Source organism: Rhodoferax sp. UBA5149 (genome assembly GCF_002413825.1).
GTDB lineage: Bacteria > Pseudomonadota > Gammaproteobacteria > Burkholderiales > Burkholderiaceae_C > Rhodoferax.
The window spans coordinates 428-22,769 of sequence record NZ_DHXT01000017.1; the positions used below are offsets into that span (position 1 = coordinate 428).

Annotated in this window: 19 protein-coding genes and 1 pseudogene; 13 read left to right on the forward strand and 7 right to left on the reverse strand. The window is 61.5% G+C overall.

Annotated features, from left to right (window positions below; all coding sequences use genetic code 11):
• The 7 genes and pseudogenes from B3V69_RS01185 to B3V69_RS01215 all read left to right on the forward strand — a co-directional run.
• Positions 1–198, forward strand: a pseudogene (locus B3V69_RS01185) (lipid-A-disaccharide synthase); the annotation flags it as partial.
• Entirely contained in the window at positions 170–817 is a 648-nt protein-coding gene (gene rnhB, locus B3V69_RS01190; RefSeq protein WP_296443029.1) for a ribonuclease HII, read from the forward strand. The pseudogene B3V69_RS01185 and the gene rnhB, both read left to right, overlap by 29 nt.
• Positions 814–1,608, forward strand: coding sequence for a TrmH family RNA methyltransferase (locus B3V69_RS01195; protein ID WP_296443031.1), 795 nt, complete (start codon positions 814–816; stop codon positions 1,606–1,608). The genes rnhB and B3V69_RS01195 overlap by 4 nt, the downstream gene beginning before the upstream one ends.
• A 279-nt stretch (positions 1,609–1,887) precedes the next feature.
• A complete protein-coding gene (gene carA, locus B3V69_RS01200) occupies positions 1,888–3,081 on the forward strand; it encodes a glutamine-hydrolyzing carbamoyl-phosphate synthase small subunit (RefSeq protein ID WP_296443032.1) in 1,194 nt (397 codons plus the stop codon).
• Positions 3,074–6,364, forward strand: coding sequence for a carbamoyl-phosphate synthase large subunit (gene carB / locus B3V69_RS01205; RefSeq protein WP_296443034.1), 3,291 nt, complete (start codon positions 3,074–3,076; stop codon positions 6,362–6,364). Before carA ends, carB begins: the two co-directional genes overlap by 8 nt.
• Before the next feature lie 98 nt (positions 6,365–6,462).
• Positions 6,463–6,939, forward strand: coding sequence for a transcription elongation factor GreA (gene greA, locus B3V69_RS01210; protein ID WP_296443036.1), 477 nt, complete (start codon positions 6,463–6,465; stop codon positions 6,937–6,939).
• Between the two features lies 1 nt (position 6,940).
• The gene (locus tag B3V69_RS01215; protein ID WP_296443037.1) at positions 6,941–7,363 is read left to right on the forward strand and encodes a DUF4149 domain-containing protein; all 423 of its coding nucleotides are present in this window, start codon (positions 6,941–6,943) and stop codon (positions 7,361–7,363) included.
• Between the two features lie 48 nt (positions 7,364–7,411).
• Here B3V69_RS01215 and B3V69_RS01220 read toward each other — a convergent pair whose 3' ends face one another.
• Positions 7,412–7,885 (reverse strand): YhbY family RNA-binding protein, encoded by a 474-nt coding sequence (locus B3V69_RS01220; RefSeq protein WP_296443038.1) that lies wholly within the window; start codon positions 7,883–7,885, stop codon positions 7,412–7,414.
• A 28-nt stretch (positions 7,886–7,913) separates the two neighbouring features.
• On the opposite strand from B3V69_RS01220, the gene B3V69_RS01225 reads away from it, so the two are divergent.
• The 6 genes from B3V69_RS01225 (at position 7,914) to B3V69_RS01250 (ending at position 16,028) form a co-directional block, all read left to right on the forward strand.
• Positions 7,914–8,588 (forward strand): RlmE family RNA methyltransferase, encoded by a 675-nt coding sequence (locus B3V69_RS01225; protein WP_296443040.1) that lies wholly within the window; start codon positions 7,914–7,916, stop codon positions 8,586–8,588.
• 118 nt (positions 8,589–8,706) lie between these two features.
• Positions 8,707–10,635 (forward strand): ATP-dependent zinc metalloprotease FtsH, encoded by a 1,929-nt coding sequence (gene ftsH / locus B3V69_RS01230; RefSeq protein ID WP_296443042.1) that lies wholly within the window; start codon positions 8,707–8,709, stop codon positions 10,633–10,635.
• Between the two features lie 111 nt (positions 10,636–10,746).
• Positions 10,747–11,637, forward strand: coding sequence for a dihydropteroate synthase (gene folP, locus B3V69_RS01235; RefSeq protein WP_296443044.1), 891 nt, complete (start codon positions 10,747–10,749; stop codon positions 11,635–11,637).
• Between the two features lie 26 nt (positions 11,638–11,663).
• A complete protein-coding gene (gene glmM, locus B3V69_RS01240) occupies positions 11,664–12,995 on the forward strand; it encodes a phosphoglucosamine mutase (RefSeq protein ID WP_296443046.1) in 1,332 nt (443 codons plus the stop codon).
• Positions 12,996–13,006: 11 nt separating this feature from the next.
• Positions 13,007–13,522: a GNAT family N-acetyltransferase gene (locus B3V69_RS01245; RefSeq protein ID WP_296443048.1), complete on the forward strand. Its 516-nt coding sequence runs from the start codon at positions 13,007–13,009 to the stop codon at positions 13,520–13,522.
• Positions 13,523–13,628: 106 nt separating this feature from the next.
• Entirely contained in the window at positions 13,629–16,028 is a 2,400-nt protein-coding gene (locus B3V69_RS01250) for a YgiQ family radical SAM protein (RefSeq protein ID WP_296443050.1), read from the forward strand.
• Positions 16,029–16,322: 294 nt separating this feature from the next.
• Here B3V69_RS01250 and B3V69_RS01255 read toward each other — a convergent pair whose 3' ends face one another.
• The 6 genes from B3V69_RS01255 to B3V69_RS01280 all read right to left on the reverse strand — a co-directional run bounded on the left by B3V69_RS01255 (position 16,323) and on the right by B3V69_RS01280 (position 22,293).
• A complete protein-coding gene (locus B3V69_RS01255) occupies positions 16,323–17,690 on the reverse strand; it encodes a sensor histidine kinase (RefSeq protein ID WP_296443067.1) in 1,368 nt (455 codons plus the stop codon).
• A 47-nt stretch (positions 17,691–17,737) separates the two neighbouring features.
• Complete coding sequence (gene ompR, locus B3V69_RS01260; RefSeq protein ID WP_296443052.1) at positions 17,738–18,469, reverse strand: two-component system response regulator OmpR; 732 nt, start codon at positions 18,467–18,469, stop codon at positions 17,738–17,740.
• Positions 18,470–18,970: 501 nt separating this feature from the next.
• Positions 18,971–19,393, reverse strand: a complete 423-nt coding sequence (locus B3V69_RS01265) for a hypothetical protein (protein ID WP_296443054.1) — start codon at positions 19,391–19,393, stop codon at positions 18,971–18,973.
• 2 nt (positions 19,394–19,395) lie between these two features.
• Entirely contained in the window at positions 19,396–20,541 is a 1,146-nt protein-coding gene (locus B3V69_RS01270; RefSeq protein WP_296443056.1) for a S1 family peptidase, read from the reverse strand.
• On the reverse strand, positions 20,508–21,584 hold the full coding sequence (locus B3V69_RS01275) for a hypothetical protein (RefSeq protein WP_296443059.1): 1,077 nt from the start codon (positions 21,582–21,584) through the stop codon (positions 20,508–20,510). The genes B3V69_RS01270 and B3V69_RS01275 overlap by 34 nt, the downstream gene beginning before the upstream one ends.
• Positions 21,571–22,293 (reverse strand): hypothetical protein, encoded by a 723-nt coding sequence (locus B3V69_RS01280; protein WP_296443061.1) that lies wholly within the window; start codon positions 22,291–22,293, stop codon positions 21,571–21,573. The genes B3V69_RS01275 and B3V69_RS01280 overlap by 14 nt, the downstream gene beginning before the upstream one ends.
• Positions 22,294–22,342 lie beyond the last annotated feature (49 nt).

Consider the following 22,342-nt stretch of genomic DNA (forward strand, 5'->3'; position numbering starts at 1 on the left):
GTCGTGCCCGAGCTGCTGCAGGACGCCGCCACGCCGCAGGCCCTGGCCGAGGCCGTGTTGGTCTGGCTCGACGCCAAGGACGCCGCGCCTGAGAAAATAACCGCCTTGCAAGAAAAATTCATCGCGCTGCATACGCAACTGCAGCGCGACACCCCTCGACTAGCCGCCCATGCCATCCAGCAAGTACTCCAAGGCTGATCAAGCCGCCATTCGGCAAGCCGCTGCCACACAAATCGCGCTCGCCTGGGATATCCCCGGCTTGGTCGCCGGGGTGGACGAGGCCGGGCGCGGCCCCCTGGCCGGGCCCGTGGTCGCGGCCGCCGTGATTCTGGACGACCTGAACCCCATCAAAGGTCTGGCCGATTCCAAAATACTCACCGCGCTACGCCGCGAAAAGCTGTTTGACGAAATCCGTGCCAAAGCCCTGTGCTTCGCCATTGCCGAAGCCAGCGTTGAAGAAATCGAGCGGCTCAACATTCTGCAAGCCACGCTGCTCGCCATGCGCCGCGCGGTAGAAGGCCTGCGGCTCACACCGAAGAAGGTGCTGGTGGATGGCAACCGCCTGCCGGTGCTGGACATGCTGGCCGAGGCCATCGTCAAGGGCGACGCCACCGTGCCCGCGATTTCGGCCGCTTCCATTCTGGCCAAGGTGCACCGCGATCGCTGGTGCGCCGAGTACGACCAGCAGTTCCCGCAATATGGTTTTGCCCAACACAAAGGCTACGGCACCGCCGCGCATCTGGCCGCTTTAGCCGAGCATGGGGCCTGTCCGCAGCATCGAAAAACCTTCCGCCCGGTGACCGAGGTCTTGCGATGACCAGCCCGCAAGTCCAGCACGTCACTTCAAAAGACAACGCTTTTCTCAAAGACCTGCGCCGCTTGTCGCAAGACAGCACGGCTTACCGAAAACAGGGCCGGTTCTGGGCCGAGGGCGACCACCTGTGCAGTGCGGCACTGGTTCGCGGCGTGAAGCCTGCCGTGGGTGTTTTTTCAGAGTCTTTTTGGCCTCTAGCCCCCGTAGAATGGGCGCAAGCAGCTACAAAAAGCATAGTAATTCCCGATGCCATGTTTCATGACATCAGCGGTCTGGAGTCGCCCGCCAGCATGGGTTTTGTGTTCGATCTACCGGCGGCAACCGGGTTACAACCCCTAACAGCCTCCGTCATTCTGGATCGCGTGCAGGACGCCGGCAATGTGGGCTCCATTTTGCGCAGTGCCTCGGCCTTTGGTTTCAGGCAGATCATTGCGCTCAAGGGCACGGCCGCGTTGTGGAGCCCCAAAGTACTGCGGGCTGGCATGGGCGCTCACTGGGGCTTGCAACTGATCGAAGGCGTGGCACTGCTGGATCTGGCGGCCTTGGCCGTGCCGATCGTCGTGACCAGCTCGCATCGTGGCGCTTATCTGCACCAGGCGCTACAAAATAAAGAGCTGCCCACGCCCTGTGCATGGGCGCTGGGGCACGAGGGGCAAGGCGTCAGTGCCGAGCTGGAAGCGCTGGCCGGCCTGCATGTACGCATTGCCCAGCCCGGCGGCGAAGAGTCGCTCAACGTCGCCGCCGCCGCCGCGATTTGCCTGCACGCCAGTGCGACGGCGTCCCTCAGGGAGTGAGCGCCCTCGGCCGACCTAATGCGTTAAAACCCCTCGGGGCAGCGAAGAGCGTGGGGGGGCCGCGCGCCGGGCCGCCCCAAGCAAGGCCAGCCCCCTCGGGGGGCAGCGCAGCACACGCAGTGACAAGCGTGGGGGCAATACTCGCTCGGCTATAATGAGAGGCTTCACCGCACCCTGTACGCCTAGAGCCCTCTCAAGCCAATTCCCTTTAAGCAGCAAGCCAAGATTTGTCTCTTGAGCGCGTTTGGGCGTACCCGAAAACCCCATCCGGAGAACCCAGTGCTTTTGTCTTTACAGGGAACATTCCCCCCCGCCATTCTGGCGCTCGCAGACGGCACGGTGTTTGTTGGAAATTCCATCGGAGCCGCTGGCTCGACCGTTGGCGAGGTGGTGTTCAACACCGCCATGACCGGCTACCAGGAAATCCTCACAGACCCGAGCTACTGCCAGCAAATCGTCACGCTCACTTACCCGCACATTGGCAACTATGGCGTCAACACGCAGGACGTCGAAGCTGCCAAGGTGCACGCAGCAGGTCTTATCGTCAAGGACGTGCCACTGGTGATGTCCAATTTTCGCGCCAGCATGACGCTGCCGCAGTACCTGACGCAAGAGAAAACGGTCGCCATTGCCAACCTGGACACGCGCCAGCTTACGCGCCATCTGCGCACCCGGGGTTCGCAAAACGGCTGCATTCTGGCTTTGGCCGCAGGCGAATCCATTACCCAGGCCGCCATCGACCAGGCGCTGGCACTGGCGCGGGCCGCGCCCAGCATGAAGGGTGCGGACCTGGCCAAAGTGGTGTCCGCCAAGTCCACCTACGAGTGGACGCAAACCGAATGGCAGCTGGCACATCCGCAGTTGCAGGGCAAGCCCGGCTATGGTGTGCAGACGCGTGCGAAGTTTCACGTGGTCGCCTACGATTTTGGTGTCAAGTTCAACATTTTGCGTATGCTGGCCGAGCGCGGTTGCAAAGTCACGGTGGTGCCAGCGCAGACCAGCGCGGCCGAGGTCCTGCGGCACCAGCCGGATGGCATCTTCTTGAGCAACGGCCCCGGCGACCCCGAGCCTTGCGACTACGCCATTGCCGCAACGGCTGAGTTGATTGAAACCGGTATTCCCATGTTCGGCATCTGTCTGGGCCACCAGATCATGGCGCTGGCGTCAGGCGCCAAGACCTTCAAGATGAAGTTCAGTCACCACGGCGCCAACCACCCGGTGAAAGATCTGGACACCGGGCGCGTCAGCATCACCAGCCAGAACCATGGTTTTTCGGTGGATGATAAATCGCTGCCTGCCAAGCTGCGCGCCACCCACGTCAGCCTGTTTGACGGCACGCTGCAGGGCCTGGTTCGGACCGACCAGCCGGCATTTTCCTTCCAGGGTCACCCGGAAGCATCCCCCGGACCGCACGATATTGCCTATTTGTTTGACCGCTTCACCGCGCTGATGGAGACCCGCAAAAATGCCTAAGCGCACAGACCTTAAATCCATCCTCATCATTGGCGCTGGCCCGATCATCATCGGCCAGGCCTGCGAGTTCGACTACTCTGGGGTGCAGGCCTGCAAGGCCTTGCGCGAAGAGGGCTACAAAGTCATCCTGATCAACAGCAACCCCGCCACGATCATGACCGATCCGGCCACGGCGGACGTCACCTACATCGAGCCCATCACCTGGCAGACGGTCGAGAAGATCATTGCCAAGGAACGCCCCGACGCCATTCTGCCTACCATGGGCGGCCAGACCGCGCTGAATTGCGCGCTCGACCTGTGGCACCACGGCGTGCTGGAAAAATACCAGGTTGAGCTGATTGGCGCCAGCCCCGAGGCGATCGACAAGGCCGAGGACCGTCTGAAATTCAAGGACGCCATGACCAAGATCGGTCTGGGGTCGGCCCGTTCGGGCATTGCGCACTCGATGGAAGAAGCCTGGGTGGTGCAAAAGACTTTGGGTTTCCCCACCGTGATTCGCCCCAGTTTCACGCTGGGCGGCACTGGCGGCGGCATTGCCTACAACTCGGAAGAGTTTGAGGTCATTTGCAAGCGTGGCCTGGAAGCCTCGCCGACCAACGAGCTGCTGATCGAAGAGTCGCTCTTGGGCTGGAAAGAATACGAGATGGAAGTCGTGCGCGACAAGGCCGACAACTGCATCATCATTTGCTCCATCGAGAACCTGGACCCGATGGGCGTGCACACCGGCGACTCCATCACCGTGGCGCCGGCACAGACCCTGACCGACAAGGAATACCAGATTCTGCGCAATGCCTCGCTGGCGGTGCTGCGAGAAATTGGTGTCGACACCGGCGGCTCGAACGTGCAGTTCTCCATCAACCCCGAAGACGGGCGCATGGTGGTGATCGAGATGAATCCGCGTGTGTCGCGCTCCTCGGCCCTGGCCTCCAAAGCCACCGGTTTTCCCATAGCCAAGGTCGCCGCCAAGCTCGCCGTCGGTTACACGCTGGACGAGCTGCGCAATGACATCACGGGGGGGGCAACGCCGGCGAGCTTTGAGCCCAGCATTGACTATGTGGTCACCAAGATTCCGCGCTTCGCGTTCGAGAAATTCCCGGCGGCCGACAGTCGCCTGACGACCCAAATGAAATCGGTCGGCGAAGTGATGGCTATCGGGCGCACCTTCCAGGAGTCGTTCCAGAAAGCCCTGCGCGGCCTGGAAGTCGGCGTCGACGGCATGAACGAAAAGACACAAGACCGTGAAGTGCTGGAGAAAGAGCTGGGCGAGCCCGGCCCCGAGCGTATCTGGTACGTCGGCGACGCGTTTGCAGCCGGCTGGAGCGTGGAAGAAGTGTTTGCGCTGACCAAAATCGACCGCTGGTTTCTGGTCCAGATCGAGCAGATCGTCAAGATCGAACTGGAACTGGAAACGACCACGCTGGAAGCCATTGACGCGCCGACCTTGCGTGCGCTCAAACAAAAAGGTTTTTCTGACCGTCGCCTGGCCAAGCAGCTGAAAACCACCGATACCGCCATTCGCGAGAAGCGCCGCGCCCTGGGTGTGCGCCCGGTGTACAAGCGCGTGGACACCTGTGCGGCCGAGTTTGCGACCAACACCGCTTATCTGTATTCGACCTACGAAGCCCAGAGCCCGTTCGATTCCGGCAGCGAGTGCGAAGCCGAGCCGACGAACCGGAAAAAAATCATGGTGCTGGGCGGTGGCCCGAACCGCATCGGCCAGGGTATCGAGTTTGACTATTGCTGCGTGCATGCGGCCCTGGCGATGCGCGAGGATGGCTACGAGACCATCATGGTCAACTGCAACCCCGAAACCGTTTCGACCGACTACGACACTTCGGACCGCCTCTATTTCGAGCCGCTCACGCTGGAAGACGTGCTGGAGATCGTGGACAAGGAGAAGCCTTTTGGCGTGATCGTGCAATACGGCGGCCAGACGCCGCTCAAGCTGGCACTGGACCTGGAAGCCAATGGCGTGCCCATCATTGGCACCTCGCCTGACATGATTGACGCGGCCGAAGACCGCGAGCGCTTTCAGAAGCTGCTGCACGAGCTCGGCTTGCGCCAACCGCCCAACGCCACAGCCCGTACCGAGCCCGAGGCATTGGAAAAAGCCGCTGCTCTGGGCTACCCACTGGTGGTGCGCCCCAGCTATGTGCTGGGTGGGCGTGCCATGGAAATCGTGCACGAGCAGCGTGACCTGGAGCGTTACATGCGTGAGGCCGTCAAGGTCAGCCACGACTCGCCGGTGCTGCTGGACCGTTTCTTGAACGATGCGATCGAGTGCGATGTGGACTGCATTCGGGACGCTGGCAGCAACGACTCCGAGGGCGCCACCTTCATCGGTGGCGTGATGGAACACATTGAGCAGGCGGGCGTGCACAGCGGCGATTCGGCCTGCTCGTTGCCGCCCTACAGCCTGAGCGCCGAGACGGTGACGGAGATCAAGCGTCAGACGGCGGCCATGGCCAAGGCACTGAATGTGGTGGGCCTCATGAACGTGCAGTTCGCCATTCAGAACATTGATGGCAAAGACGTTATTTTCGTGCTGGAAGTCAACCCGCGCGCCTCGCGCACCGTGCCCTTTGTGTCCAAAGCCACCGGCATCCAGCTGGCCAAAGTCGCAGCGCGCTGCATGGTGGGCCAGTCGCTGGCATCGCAGGGCATCCGGCATGAGGTCACACCGCCCTACTTCAGCGTGAAAGAAGCAGTTTTCCCGTTCGTCAAGTTCCCGGGCGTGGACACGATTCTCGGCCCGGAGATGAAATCCACCGGCGAGGTGATGGGCGTGGGCAAGACGTTTGGTGAAGCATTTGTGAAGTCCCAAATCGGGGCCGGTACCAAATTGCCCAGGCCGTTCAAGGCCTCTGGAGAGCCTTCGGGCAAGGTCTTCATCTCGGTCAAGAACAACGACAAACCGCGCGCCATCGAGGTCGCCCGCGCGCTGGCCGCCATGGGGTTTTCAGTGCTGGCCACCAAGGGCACGGCCGCCGCCATGCACGCGGCCGGTGTGCCCTGCGCGGTGGTCAACAAGGTGACCGAAGGCCGGCCGCACATTGTGGACATGATCAAAAACAATGAAATTTCGATGGTCATCAATACCGTGGAAGAGCGGCGCAACGCCATTACCGACTCGCGTCAGATTCGCACCTCGGCTTTGCTGGCCCGGGTGACCACCTTCACGACCATTGCCGGGGCCGAGGCTGCAGTGCAGGGCATGCGGCATCTCGATCATCTTGACGTGATTTCCGTGCAGGAAATGCACACGCAGCTGGCTGCTGTTTGATTGTGAACTGACAATCACGGCATAATCAGCGCATCTAGATACCGCCGAACGGCAACGCTCGGCGGTTTCCTTTTGTGTAACCCCCAACGGAGCAGTACGTGGCTACCATTCCCATCACCAAGCGCGGCGCTGAAAAGCTCAAGGCCGAGCTGCAAAAACTCAAAACGGTTGATCGTCCCTGGGTCATCAACGCCATTGCCGAAGCACGTGCCCAGGGCGACTTGAGCGAAAACGCCGAGTACGAGGTTGCCAAAGACCGCCAGGGCTTTATCGAAGGGCGCATTCAGGAGGTTGAAGGCAAGTTGTCCGCGTGCCAGATCATTGATCCGGCTGACCTGGATGCCGGTGGTCGCGTGGTGTTTGGTGCCACGGTGAAACTGGAAGAAGAGGATTCGGGTGATGTGGTGACCTACCAGATCGTCGGCGAGGACGAGGCCGACATCAAACTGGGCTTGGTCAATATTGGCAGCCCGATTGCCCGCGCACTGATCGGCAAAGAGCAGGGTGACACCGCCGAAGTCCAGGCGCCCGGTGGCGTCAAGCACTATGAAGTGGTGGCGGTCAGCTACGTCTAAATTGATGTCACGGTTACCGGTCTGGGTGGCTGCTCTGTGGTGGGGCAGCCTGACGACGCTCGGGTTTTTGGTGGTGCCCCTGCTGTTCGTGCATTTGCCAACGCCTGCCATGGCAGGCGGCATGGCAGCCAGGCTGTTTACGGCTCAAACCTGGGTGTCGACCGGATGTGGATTGTTCTTGTTGCTGCAGACACGCCAAAATAGGTCGTCAGCCCTTGACCATGGGGCGCGCACAGCTATGATTTTTATAGTGTCAGGGCTGTTGCTGGCGCTGTTGTCCGAGTTTGCTGTGGCGCCACGTATTGTGGCGCGGGAAAATTTGCGTTTATGGCACAGTGTCGGCAGCGTGATGTATTTGCTGCAATGGGTATGCGCCGCGGCGACATTTGGCAAGTTGCTGCCACCGCGTCCCCAAGTCAGTTGAGGACAGAGCTGGCTCGCTGCGTGTAGCGGCGGCCTGTCCCGCAAACTCTCAAGTTTGACTGCGTTTCTTGATGCTGATTTGCTTGGGCTTGGCGCGCTTGACTTGGCCACCCGCCGTCAGGCGTTGATTGCCAAGCACGCGTAGCGTCTTGACTTCCGGGCGCTGGCCTGCCTGTTTACTGTATTTGAGCACTTTGAAGTCGCGTGGGCCAGGCATGCGATTTTCATCGACCACCTTTTCCCGCTCGGGCATGGGCCGCCAGAGCACCAGGAGCTTGCCGATGTGTTGAATCGGTGCGGCATTGAGTTCGTCAGCCAGGGTCTGGAACATGGCTTCGCGCGCGGCCCGGTCGTCAGAAAAGACGCGGATCTTGATCAGTCCGTGGGCATTCAAAGCAGCGTCGGCTTCTTTTTTGACAGCGGCGGTAAGCCCATCAGCACCCACCATGACCACAGGGTCAAGGTGGTGCGCGTCGGCGCGGTGTTCTTTACGTTGGGCAGGGGTCAATTGAATTTGGGACATGCCGGTATTATCGGTCACGAAGGTAAAAATGAAAGTCAAAACTAAAAGCACCAAGGTTAACCGGGCGTGGATAAACGATCACGTCAACGACACCTACGTCAAACTGGCGAAGCTCGAAGGCTACCGTGCCCGCGCCGCTTACAAGCTCAAGGAAATTGACGAGACATTTCATTTGATCAAGCCGGGTCACCTCGTGGTGGATCTGGGTTCGACGCCGGGCGCGTGGAGCCAGTATGTGCGACGCAAAATGTCACCCAAAACCGCGACCAGCGGGGGGGCGGCGGTCGGAGCGCTGAACGGCACCATCATCGCGCTGGACATCCTGCCGATGGAGCCGGTGGAAGGTGTCGTCTTTTTGCAGGGGGATTTCCGCGAGACTGAGGTCTTGCAGCGCTTGACGGAGGAAATGAAGGGCCGGCAGGCGGATGTGGTGGTGTCAGACATGGCGCCCAACCTGTCCGGCATTGCGTCTACCGATGCCGCCCGGATTGAAAATCTGGTTGAACTGGCGATTGAATTCGCCCAAAACCATATGAAACCGCAAGGCGCGCTGGTGGCCAAAGTCTTTCACGGCGGTGGCTACGACCAGTTGGTCAAGCGATTCAAGGAGACCTTTCTGGTGGTGAAGCCGATTAAACCCAAGGCTTCCCGTGACAAGTCATCCGAAACGTTTCTGGTCGGCGTCGGTTTGAAATCACCCTGAATCCCATGCTTTGCCTGTGGCTGAAAACTTGAAAATCACGCCCGGCACGCCTTGAAACGCCTAAAATAGCTCCCAACTGTGCTTCGTCTTCTAATTTGCGTCCGTATTGGAGCCTCGCTTGAATAATCAGTGGTTCTCGAAAATTGCCGTCTGGCTTGTCATCGCCCTCGTGCTGTTCACTGTGTTCAAACAGTTCGACACACGGGGAACGGTGGGCGCCGGGTACTTGGGCTATTCCGATTTTCTGGAAGAGGTTCGCGGCAAGCGTATCAAGAGCGCCATCATCCAGGAAGGTCAGGGCGGCACTGAAATTGTTGCCGTGACCAACGACGACCGTAAAGTCAGAACCACAGCCACCTACCTTGACCGTGGTCTGGTGGGCGACCTGATTGCCAATGGCGTCAAATTTGATGTGAAAGCACGTGAAGAAGGTTCTCTGCTGATGACTTTGCTGGTCAGTTGGGGCCCGATGCTGTTGCTGATTGGTGTCTGGGTTTACTTCATGCGGCAAATGCAGGGTGGCGGCAAGGGTGGCGCCTTCAGCTTTGGCAAGAGCAAGGCGCGCTTGCTGGATGAAAATACCAACTTGGTCACTTTTGCCGATGTGGCCGGTTGTGATGAAGCCAAGGAAGAAGTCAAGGAAGTCGTGGACTTCCTGAAAGACCCGGCCAAATTCCAGAAGCTGGGGGGGCGGATTCCCCGTGGCCTGCTGCTGGTCGGCCCACCCGGCACCGGCAAGACGCTGCTGGCCAAAGGCATTGCCGGCGAGGCCAAGGTACCGTTCTTCTCGATTTCCGGCTCCGATTTTGTGGAAATGTTCGTCGGTGTGGGTGCCTCCCGGGTGCGCGACATGTTCGACAACGCCAAGAAAAATGCCCCGTGCATCATCTTCATTGATGAAATTGACGCGGTGGGCCGTCAGCGTGGCGCCGGTCTGGGCGGTGGCAATGATGAGCGCGAGCAGACCCTGAACCAGATGCTGGTGGAGATGGATGGCTTTGAAACCAACGCTGGTGTGATCGTGGTGGCCGCCACCAATCGCCCCGATATTTTGGATGCGGCCTTGTTGCGTCCTGGTCGTTTTGACCGTCAGGTGTATGTCACCTTGCCGGACATTCGCGGGCGCGAACAGATTCTTTATGTCCATATGCGCAAGGTGCCTTTGGGCCAGGATGTCAATGCCGCCGTTATCGCGCGTGGCACACCTGGCATGTCCGGCGCCGACCTTGCCAATCTGTGCAATGAAGCTGCTCTGATGGCCGCACGCCGCAATGCGCGCACGGTAGAAATGCAGGACTTTGAGAAGGCCAAAGACAAGATCCTGATGGGGCCTGAGCGCAAGAGCATGGTCATGCCAGAGAGCGAACGCAAGAACACGGCGTACCACGAATCAGGTCACGCCTTGATTGGCAAGATGCTGTCCAAGTGCGATCCGGTGCACAAGGTGACCATCATTCCGCGTGGTCGCGCTCTGGGCGTCACCATGAGCCTGCCGGCGCAAGACCGTTACAGCTACGACAGCGAATACATGCTGCATCAGATCAGCATGCTGTTTGGTGGTCGTATCGCGGAAGAAGTGTTCATGAACCAGATGACCACGGGCGCCAGCAACGACTTTGAACGTGCCACCCACATTGCGCGCGACATGGTGACCCGTTATGGCATGACCGATGCCTTGGGTCCCATGGTTTATGCCGATAACGAAGGGGAAGTGTTTTTGGGTCGCTCGGTGACCAAGACCACCAACATGAGCGAGCAAACCATGCAGAAGGTGGACGCTGAGGTTCGCCGCATCATTGACCAGCAGTACAGCCTGGCGCGCAAGCTCATCGAAGACAACAAGGACAAGATGCACGCCATGGCGAAAGCTCTGCTGGAGTGGGAAACCATCGACAGCGACCAGCTTGACGACATCATGGCCGGCAAAGAGCCCCGTCCACCCAAAGACTGGACGCCACGCATTCCATCCGCCTCCGCGGGTGGGGACAGCGGAAGTGGTGGCGGGGCACCCGCAGTCAAGCCCGACGCGGCGCCTACGGCGGCTTAGCAGCGGTATTTATCGAGAAAACGGGGCACAGTAGCCCCGTTTTTGTTTTGATCCTTGTCGCAGTTGGCCTGTGGCAATTCGCCCTCTCCGAAAAAAAGCGCTAGATTCTCCATGCAATGGAACACAAGTCGATTTCTTGTTGATTTGACGAACCCTCAAGTGATGGGCATTGTCAACGTCACGCCCGACTCGTTCTCGGACGGCGGGCAGCATGCCACCACCACGGCGGCGTTGCGGCATTGTGAAGAGCTGCTCCAGGACGGCGCCGATATTCTGGACATCGGTGGCGAATCGACTCGTCCCGGCGCTCGGCCCCTGCCGCTGGAAGAAGAGTTGGCACGTGTGTTGCCGGTACTGCGTGAAGCCGTCCGATTGGGTGTGCCGGTGTCGGTCGACACCTACAAACCGAAAGTCATGCAAGCCGCGCTGGACCTCGGGGTCGACATCATCAACGACATATGGGCCCTGCGCTGGACTGAGCCCAACGCGGCACCCACGCCTATGGATGGCATGCAGGTCGTGGCGCGGCACCCAGGGTGTGGTGTTTGCCTGATGCACATGCACCGTGAGCCACTGACCATGCAGGTCGCCCCCATGGCGGGTGACGTCGTGCCGCAGGTGCTATCGTTTCTGCAGCAGATAGCCCAGCAGCTACAAGGGCAGGGGGTTCAAAAGAGTCGAATCGTGATCGACCCCGGAATTGGTTTTGGCAAGACGGTGGCGCAGAACTTTGCGCTGCTGGCACGACAAAGTGAATTGCTGAGCGGTGGCTATCCGCTGCTGGCCGGTTGGTCGCGAAAATCATCGCTGGCAGTGGTCACGGGTAGCTCGCAGGAGGGCGTGGTGGCAAGCCTGGCCGCGCATGAGCGCATGGTGCCCAGCGTGGCAGCCGCTTTGCTGGCGGTCGAGCGCGGCGCTTCCATCGTTCGCGTGCACGACGTGCGCGAAACGGTGCAGGCACTCCAGGTGCTCGGCGCTATAAGATCGCCAGCGTCAAGTTGAATAAATTGAAGGACAAGGATGCTTATATGAGCAGAAAGTATTTTGGAACTGACGGTATTCGCGGCACCGTGGGGCAAGCGCCCATCACGCCTGATTTCGTGTTGCGTCTGGCGCATGCCGTGGGCCGTGTGCTCAAAAAAACGGAAGCACGACCGACGGTGCTGATCGGCAAAGACACGCGTATCTCCGGTTACATGCTGGAGAGTGCACTGGAGAGTGGTTTCAACTCTGCCGGTGTCGATGTGGTGCTGCTGGGCCCCTTGCCAACGCCGGGCGTGGCCTACCTCACGCGGGCGCAACGGGCCTCACTGGGGGTTGTCATCAGCGCCAGCCACAATCCCTTCCCCGACAACGGCATCAAGTTTTTCAGTGCCCAAGGTGCCAAGCTGTCTGACGCCTGGGAGCTGGACGTCGAGGTGGCACTGGACGAGGCGCCGGTGTGGGCTGACTCTGCCAGTCTGGGCAAGACCCGTCGTCTGGACGACGCGGCCGGCCGCTACATTGAGTTCTGCAAGAGCACTTTCGCCAATGACCTGACGCTCAAAGGCATGAAGATTGTGGTCGATGCCGCGCATGGCGCGGCGTACCACATCGCGCCCAAGGTGTTTCACGAACTGGGGGCGGAAGTCATTGCCATCGGCTGTTCGCCCGATGGATTGAATATCAACCACGAAGTGGGCGCCACCCACCCGCAGGCCCTGATCGAAGCCGTCAAAACCCACAAGGCCGATTTCGGCGTGGCACTGGATGGCGATGCCGACCGCCTGCAACTGGTGGACGCGGAGGGCCGACTCTACAACGGGGACGAGCTGCTTTACCTGATGGCGGACGACCGCCTGGGGCGCGATGAACACGTACCGGGGGTGGTGGGTACCTTGATGACCAATATGGCGGTGGAGGTGGCTCTGAAGGCGCGTGGCGTGCAGTTTGTGCGTGCCAAGGTTGGTGACCGTTATGTGCTGGAAGAACTGGAAAAGCACAAATGGCTGCTCGGCGGTGAAGGTTCCGGCCATTTGCTGGCACTGGACAAACACACCACGGGCGATGGCTTGATTTCGGCCCTGCAGGTCTTGCAAGCCTGCGTTCGAAGTGGCAAAAGCATGGCCGAATTGCTGGCTGGCGTGACCCTGTTCCCCCAGACGCTGATCAATGTTCGCCTGAAACCGGGCCAGGACTGGCGAGCCAGCGTCAACCTCGCCAGTGAAACGCAGGCGGTGGAGGCTGAATTGGGCGATACCGGCCGACTGCTGATACGCGCGAGTGGCACCGAGCCCTTGTTGCGGGTGATGGTGGAGGCGCGTGACGCCGCGCAGGCCAAGGCGTGTGCCGAGCGCGTGGCCGGCACGATTTCGGCCTGACCGCGCCCAGCATGCCGCGTACTTCCTCCGTGCGCATTTGTCGTGCCGACTACGCCAATCCGGTGCATGCCAGTGCCCTGGTGAGCCTGCTGGACGCTTACGCCAGGGACCCGATGGGGGGTGGTGAGCCCTTGAGTGCGTTTGCCCAGGCCCATCTGGTGCCCGCGCTCGCAGCCCGGCCGCAGGCTTTCAGCGTGCTGGCGTTTGGCGCGGTTGACGGCGTTGCCGGTGAGCTTCCCGTCGGGCTGGTGAACTGCCTGGAAGGTTTTTCCACTTTTGCCTGCCAGCCCTTGGTGAATGTGCACGACGTGGCGGTGGTGCGGGAGTATCGGGGGCAGGGCGTTGCCGAGCAGATGCTGGCGCTGGCTGAAGAAATCGCGCGCGAACGTGGCGCCTGCAAACTCACGCTGGAGGTGCTGCAAGGCAATGCGGGCGCCATCCGGCTATACAACCGGGTCGGGTTTGCCAACTACCAGCTCGACCCTGCCATGGGACAAGCCCAGTTTCTGCAAAAGTGGCTTCGGTAGCGGCGGAGTGAGGGCCTTGACTGGATTCTTCAGTCGAGTACCCATTCAAGCACGTTGCCATGCGTAAAACCATACACTTGAGGGTTGCCCCTCACTTGTGTCCCCTATGAACGCCCCCGTTGACGTCTCCTTTTTCGCGCGCGCCGCCAAGCCGCTGACCAGTTACCGCAAGTACTGGGCGGCCCGCTTTGGCACGGCCCCATTCCTGCCGATGAGCCGTGCCGAGATGGACAAGTTGGGTTGGGACAGTTGCGACATCGTCCTCGTGACGGGTGATGCTTATGTCGACCATCCCAGCTTTGGCATGGCGGTGATTGGCCGCATGCTCGAAGCCCAGGGTTTTCGCGTCGGCTTGATTGCCCAGCCCGACTGGCAGAGTGCCGATCCGTTCAAGGTGCTGGGCAAGCCCAATCTGTTCTGGGGTGTGACCGCGGGCAACATGGATTCCATGATCAACCGCTATACCGCCGACCGCAAGATTCGCAGCGATGACGCCTACACGCCTGGCGACGTCGGCGGCAAGCGTCCCGACCGCGCGGCCATCGTCTACAGCCAGCGCTGCCGCGAGGCCTACAAGGACGTGCCGATTGTGCTGGGTGGTATTGAAGGCTCGCTGCGCCGCATCGCGCACTACGACTACTGGTCGGACAAGGTGCGTCGCTCCATCGTGGTCGACGCCAAGTGCGACCTGCTGCTGTACGGCAACGCCGAGCGCGCCATTGTCGAGATTGCGCATCGCCTGGCTGCGCGCGAACCAGTGGAAAAAATCACGGATGTGCGCGGCACCGCGTTTGTGCGCCGACCGGACGACGCAAGCGGCAAGGGCTGGTTTGAGATCGATTCCACCAGTGTCGACGAGCCGGGCCGGGTGGAGGACCACGTCAACCCCTACATGACCACTTCGGAGCAGGCCGCACAGCAGGGCAGCAGCTGCGCCAAGGAAGATGCAGAAAAGGAAAATGCTACAAAAAACGGAGCTGCTGGCGTATATGTTACGGGGGCTACAGGCCCAAAAGACTCAAAAATTGAGGTGAACCCGGCGATCCGGCCGCTGACCTTCATGCCCAACCCCGCGCTGTACGGCAAGGGCAGCGTCAAGGTGCCGCCGCGCGACCGCTCGGTGATTCGTCTGCCCAGCTACGAGCAGATCAAGGCTGACCCGGTGCTCTACGCCCATGCCAGCCGCGTGCTGCATCTGGAGACCAACCCCGGCAATGCCCGCGCGCTGGTGCAGGCGCATGGCGAGGGCGTGAGCGCGCGCGACGTCTGGATCAACCCGCCGCCAATTCCGCTGACCACGGCCGAGATGGACTTCGTGTTCGACCTGCCCTACGCGCGCAGCCCGCATCCGGCCTACGCGGACGACAACGGCAGCCATGACGGCGCGACCAAAATTCCGGCGTGGGAGATGATCCGCTTTTCGATCAACATCATGCGCGGCTGCTTCGGTGGCTGCACCTTCTGCTCCATCACCGAGCACGAAGGCCGCATCATCCAGAGCCGCTCGGAAGACTCGGTCATCAAGGAGATCGAGGACATCCGCGACAAGGTCAAAGGCTTTACCGGCACCATTTCCGACCTGGGTGGCCCCACCGCCAATATGTACCGTCTGGGCTGCCGCAGTCCCCAGATCGAGGCCGCCTGCCGCAAGCCCAGCTGCGTCTACCCCGGCATCTGCCAGAACCTGACCACCGACCATGATCCGCTGATCAAGATATACCGCCGCGGCAGGGCGCTCAAGGGCATCAAGAAGATCTTGATCAGCTCCGGCCTGCGCTATGACCTGGCGCTGCAAAGCCCCGAGTACGTCAAGGAACTGGTGACGCACCACGTCGGGGGTTACCTGAAAATTGCGCCCGAGCATACCGAATCGGGTCCGCTCACCAAGATGATGAAGCCGGGCATCGGCAATTACGACAAGTTCAAGACCTTGTTCGAGAAGTTCACCCTTGAGGCCGGCAAGAAGCAGTTCCTGATTCCTTATTTCATCGCAGCCCATCCCGGCACCAGCGACGAAGACATGATGAATCTGGCCGTCTGGCTCAAGAAAAACGGCTTTCGCGCCGACCAGGTGCAGACCTTTTACCCCTCACCCATGGCCACCGCCACCGCGATGTACCACACGAACAAGAACCCCTTGCGCAAGATCACCCGCGACAGCGAAACGGTGGACATCGTGCGCGGTGAGCGCCGCCGCCGCCTGCACAAGGCCTTTTTGCGTTATCACGATGCCAACAACTGGCCTTTGCTGCGCGAGGCCCTCAAGGCGATGGGCCGTGCCGACCTGATCGGCAACGGCAAGCACCACCTGATCCCGACCTTTCAGCCGCTGACGGACGGCAACTACAGCAGTGCACGACGCAAAAACTCGACCACGGTCGCGGCACGGCCTGCGTCCGCTAGCCAGCCGCAGCAAGGCCGTTTGCTGACCCAGCACACAGGCTTGCCCCCGCGCGACACCGGCTCAGGGCGCGTGGGCGGCAAAGCGGCTCGAAAAGCACGGTAGCTTTCCCGATTTTAGTGAAATAGGCCTCTAGCCCCCGCAGAATAAGCGCAACACGCTATTAAATATATAGCAAGCTGGGGTGGAGCCAAAATAACCTGACCAGCAGCCCAGCAGCCCAGCAGCCAGCAACCCAGCCTCCGGCGCTCGGAACTCGCGCCCTGAATTCTTGCCGCTCCAACCACAGTCGTAACAGTCCCCGGTAATTCCGCAGCCGGAGTCCAAAAACAAAATGAAGGCTCCCCTCTTTCGCCCGGCGGGGCGAAAGAGGGGTTGGGGGAGTGAGTGGGGGAAAAGTCAAGCCGGCGGCGCCCGCTGCAACTTGATATTGGCAGCCAGGCCACCTGAAGGCGTATTGCTCAGGACAAAAGTGCCGCCCATTCTTGAAATGGTTTTCTCGACAATCGCCAAGCCCAGCCCGGCGCCGTTGGCTGCCGTGCGAGCCGCTTCGCCGCGATAAAACGGCTTGGTCAAGTTGGCCAGTTGTTCGTCCGACACGCCCATGCCATGGTCGCGCACCCTGAGCAGCACCCAGTTGTCATATGCCTTGGCGGCAATATCAACCACAGCAACGCCGGTGTCCACGGATTTGCCGTAACGGCGCGCGTTCTCCAGAAGGTTGGTTATCACGCGTCCCAGTTCCACCGCGTCGGCGAGCACCAGCAGGCCATCCGCCAGGTCCAGGTTGAAGTGCATATCGGTTCGATTTCGGGCGCTGTACAGACAGTCGTCAATGACATCGCGCAGAGCGACGGCGCTGAGGTCGACGCTACCGGGCCGCGCGTAGTCCAGGAACTTGTCGATGATGGCGTCGAGTTGCGCAATGTCCGCGGCCATGTGGGCACGGGCCTCGGTGTCGGACACGCTGAGTTCCGCTTCCAGGCGCAAGCGGGCCAACGGTGTGCGCAGGTCGTGTGAAATGCCGGCCAGCATGATGGTCCGGTCCTGTTCGATTTTGGCCAGCTTCTCGGTCATGCGGTTGAACCCCCTGTTGACCGCCCGGATTTCGCTGGTCGCCACGGTTTCGTCCAGCGTACTGGCGTAGAAGTCCCCGTCGCGCACCCGGCTGGCCGCAAACGACAGCTGCTTGAGCGGTCGGTTGATCAGGCGCGCAATCAGGGCGGCCCCCGCCAGCGACAGCGCAGCGGCCGCCATCAACCAGATCATCCAGGTCCCTCGGGCCGTGCGGTTGAAGCGGGCGCGATCGGTAAGCATCCAATAGCGGTCGCCGTCGATGGTGAAGCCGACCCACAGCCCTTCCTTCTGGTTGACACTGTTGGCCACCACCGTGCCGGGGCCGAGTCTGGACTGAAGTTCAAGCGAGATTCGCTGGCCCAGCGCATCTGTGTCAAAAGGTTCGAATGTGTCACCAGGCTCACGCGGCACGATGCGCACGCCTTCCTGCTCCGTCATGGTTTTGATCAGGGACACCCGATTGATAGCGTCGGAGTGAATCAGCGCGGCGCGGCTCAGATTGACCAGCGACGCGATTTGCTGCGCGGTCTGGATGGCGCGGGGCTCAAATTCCAGCGCGCGCAACGTCTGCAGCCAGGCCAGAATGCTGCCAATCAGCAAAAGTGCCAGCAGGAAGAAAGTGCGCCAGAACAGACTCAAGCTCAGCCATGCCCGCTTCTTGCTGTCTCCGGCAGCTCCCTCCAGGGGCATCGGGCTGGTGAGGTCGGATGAAATGGCGTTCTCTTTGGCCAATGTGTTCAACCCGCGCCGTCCGGAACAAAAACGTAGCCAACACCCCAGACCGTCTGAATGAAGCGGGGCGTCGCTGCATCAGCTTCCACCAGTTTGCGCAGGCGGGAGACTTGAACATCGAGGCTGCGGTCAAAGGGTTCGAACTCGCGGCCACGCGCCAGCTGGGCCAGTTTTTCGCGGGACAGTGGCTGGCGTGGATGGCGTACCAGCGCCTTGAGCATGGCGAACTCGCCGGTGGTCAGTGGCAGGTCTTCGTTGTCCCGACGCAAGGTGCGAGCGCCCAGGTCAAAGGAAAACGGCCCGAAATCCACCACCTCGTTGTCGCTTGATGGCGAGCCGGGTGCTTCATGGACGGGGCGCCGACGCAGCACGGCATGAATGCGGGCCAGCAGTTCACGCGGATTGAAGGGTTTGCCCAGGTAGTCGTCGGCGCCGACCTCCAGGCCGACGATGCGGTCCACATCCTCGCCTTTGGCGGTCAGCATGATGATGGGGGTGCGGTCATTCGCAGCCCGCAGGCGCCGGCAAATCGACAGGCCGTCCTCGCCTGGCATCATCAGGTCCAACACGATCAGGTCAACCGTTTCACGCAACAGGATGCGTGTCAGCGACTTGCCGTCCTCGGCCTGCAGAACATCAAAACCTTCTTGCGTCAGGTAACGTCGCAGCAGGTCGCGAATGCGGGCATCGTCGTCGACGACCATAATTTTGTCATTGCGGCTGGGGGCTTGGCTCATGGAGGTACCACTGAATTTGTAACAAAGCCGATTTTGCAGGGTTGAAGCTGGGATTTCCGGAATTCTCAGGAAGCTTTGACATACTGTTACAAATGTTGCCCCTGCGCGCAAGTCCCTAGCTGCTCAATGTGAACAGCGGTATGCAATTTGGCGTTATGTTCACCCTATGAAGAATTGTCTGTTTTTTCTACTCATTTCGTTCGCCGCGGTCGGCGCATGGGCCCAGCCCGCTGCCAATCCAGATGTTGCAGTCGGTCAGACCGCGTCTGAGCAGCGGCGTGCAGAGTTGCGCTCCGCCCTGAAAGTACGTCGAGAGCGAGAGACGAGGGCGGCCGATCAGACGCTGGACGAAGCGCCTGCGAACCGGCATTTGTCGCCGCAGGAGTTGAGGGATCTGCGTCAACAACTGCGTCAGCAGCGCCGTGACTTGAACCCCGATCGGCAATGAAGGTCGTCGAGGATTCATTGTTCCTGTTGTTTTTTACCGGGGTAGGGGCGGTGTCAGCAACCCATGTTGCGAGAGCCCGTGCCTTGGCGCTGCAGAGTTAGCACCGGCAAATTAACGTCGTTGGTCGGCGTCAGCTCGATGCTGTCGTTGCCGGTGAAGCGGCCGCTGTAGCCGACCGACAGAGGAGGGGCAACTGCCACTACGGTGCTGAGTTTGAAGTTGCAGCCCGAGTAGGTGCCGGCGTAAATCGTTTGCGCCCCTCCGTTGACGCTCACATTCACCTGATCGAAGCTGCCGCTGCTTTGTGTCGGCGTGTCGGGAAGGAAAAAAACGCTGGCTTGTACCGCGCCGCTTGTGCCGCTGAAGCCAAACTCGAACAACGGAATAATAAGCAACTCGGTGCCGCCGCCGCAGGCCGCCAGCCACAGAGTGATGACAGCGACGGCGCTGGCGCGCCAGGCATGGGTGCTCAACATGATTAGTTCTCCTTTGCAAGTAGGCGCAAAAACTGCGCAATATCGGACTCCAGGCGAACCAGCCCGGGTTCGAGCGAGGCCATTTGTGCGCGCACGCCATCGCTGCTTTGTTGGCTCTTGTAAATATCTTCCATCAAGGGGTTGATGCGCCAGAAGTTCTGGTGCAGGGTCCAGAGGGTTTCGCGCAAGGACCGCCAGGCCAGACTTACCGGCGGCGGCCAGTAGCGGTTAAGGCTGCCGTCGTAGGCCTCGCGCACCCGCAGGAAACGCCTCAGCGCAAGGTTGTAGCGCTGCATGTAGTCGTCCAGCGTGGGGCGTGCCACCTGACGCTGTTGCAGCAGCATGTGCACGTTGCGCAGCACCAGCAGGTATTGGTTCAGGGTTTCGGCGAGGTCGATCTCGGCGGCGCGCGGGTCGGTGGGCGGGATGTTGCGTGCTTCCACCAGCTCCCAACGGTGACCGGGCAAGGCTTGCAGGCGGCGTTGCAGGTCGTCGATGGCATGCACCGTGGTGGTCAGGTCTTCAGCCGATTTCATCAAGCCCAGCACGCCAGAGCCGCTGAGCACCGGTGCCCCCGAGCTGCCGCCTTGCACGCCGGGGAAGTCGATGCGCAGATTGTGGGTGGCGTCGGTCAGCACCCGCACCTGGCCCTGGGCCGGCACGAGGCTGCACTCGTCGTTGCTGCCAAGCAGCCAGACCGGCTCGCCCACCACCACCTGTGGCGCCAAGGCGCGTGTGACGGGCTGGTAGTCGCGTGGCCGCGCCACGCTCAGCAGCGCAATGTCTTCGCCGTCGGCGTCCCAGTCGGGCCAAGGCTCGCTTGGCAGCAGCTCGGTGGCGTTGGCGGTGCAAAAGCGCAGGCGTATCTGGCGGCTGGGCGTTTCAGGCGTGGAGCTGCCGCGCATGCCGGTCCTGACCACCACATGGCGAGCGGTAAGCACCCAAAGCGTTTGGGCATCACCGCCGACGACCAGGCCGTAACCATGCTCACCAATGTCCTGCGCGGCGATCCACACCAGATTCTGGCGCAGCCGTGCGGCCAGCTCTTCTCCACTCAGAAAGGTGGTGTCTTGGGCACACGCCGGGCCCGCAAGAACCAGCCCGGGCAGCCAGCTCAGAACTTGTCGCCAAGCGCTTTTCGCAGCCATGTGCTGATTCCCCAAAGCAGGCCGGCGGCGCTCCAGATCAGGCCCAGGCCGTGGTTGTGGGCCACGTAGTCGAGCAGACTGGGCTTGAGCGATTGCTGGAAGCCGCCGGTCTCGAGCACCATGCGTTGCGCCGAACCGCTGAGCCTTAGGCCCACCTGTTCCCCGAGGGTCAGATCGGCCTGGTCAAGCTGCAAGCCGTCCAGCTCCAGGCCGCTGCCCGCGATCAGACGCAGCTCGCGGCCCGTGGCGGGCAGGCGCAGCAGGCCCTGGCGCAGGGCAGAGACCAGGCGCACCTGAGCGTCGGCGCCCGACTGGCGCTCGACCAAGCGCAGCGAGTCGGGTTGCAGGCCGCGCCAGAGGTAGCTGCGTTCGGGTTTGCGCGTGAACCAGAGTTCGGTGGGTGCGGTGCCGGCGACCAGCTTGAGCCATTCGGCGACGGCATAGTTGCCCGCCTCGCGCGGCGAACCGCCAAAGCTGCTGGATGCCTGACCGCCGATCTCGAACTCAGCCGCATGCGCCGTGCCGTCGATGGCGACTCGAACGGTTTGGGCGCCAGCCTCGAAGTCAATACGGGCGCCAGCGGGAAAGCTGATGCGCCGCAGGTTCAGGCGCTGCGCCTGCAAAGCGAGCTGGCTGGCGCCGCCATCCAGGGCGCGTTGCGCCAGTGCCGGGTCGGCGGATTCGATGCGGCTGAAGCCTTCGGCGCGCATCTCGCCATCCAGCGGCTGACCGGCCAGGTTGCCACTTTTGATCATGCGCATCTGTGCGGCGCCGGCGTCCAGTTCAAGCACGAATGACACCCGTGGCATGGGCAGCAGCGCCGCCAGCGAGACGGCCGCGGCAACCAGGAGCAGGGCGATCAGATGGCGGCGCAAGGCGTGGCCGGGCGGTGCGGCATCGGCGAGCACGCCGTCGATGAGTTGCAAACGGGTTTGCAGGTCCTTCAGTTCGGCCACTGGCGTTGCTTCGCCCAGCCCTTGCGCCAGCCTCAGTGCCAGTGCGCTGCGCTGGGCGCGCAAGGCGGCTTGCTCAGGGGTTGTCATCATTGGCCCCGAGAACCACGAATTGAAGTAGCGGCAGGGCCTGACCCTGGCTGTCAAGCCCCGCGACGTCGATGCGCAGGCTCAGGCCATCGGTCGGCAGCGGAATGGCCAGGGCGATGCGTTCCCACGCGAACAAGGGCTTGTTGGCGAGCGCTTGCCAGTCGCCCGGCAACACGGCAGGTGAGCCCAGTCGGTAAGCGCGCCAGGACAAGGACGAGACCGCCACCGAAGGCCGCAACACGGCATAAGCCGTATGGCCTTCGTCCCCCACCTGGGTGGAAACCGGGGCCAGGACCATGGGCTCGGCGCCGACCAGCGCCAGAAAGCCAAGGTCGCGCAATTGCAGGCCGGTCGCTTGCAGCATGGTGCGGCTGCTCCAGCCCACGCTGGCGCCGCGCGAAAGCCCGGCGTCGACCCGGTACAGGGGATTGGAACGCATGGGCTGAATCACCAAGCGCGTGTCCAGCTTGAGCGAACCGCGCAGACTCAATCGGCCTTCGGCATCGACCGTCAAAGACCCGGGCGCCGAGCGTGTGAGCGACACCAGTTCAAGAAAGGGCTGGGAGACGTTCTTTTCATAGAAGCCCTCGCAGCGCGGCTGGCCTGGGGCTGCCCCGTAAGCTGGCTGGCGCGCCTTGCTCGGGACCAGCGGCGCACACTGGAAACGATCCGTCTGCGCCGGGACCGAAGCGGATACAAGCAGGAACAAACACACCGACCTTGCGCAGTCGCGTCGTTGAAAAAGACGGCCGGATTTC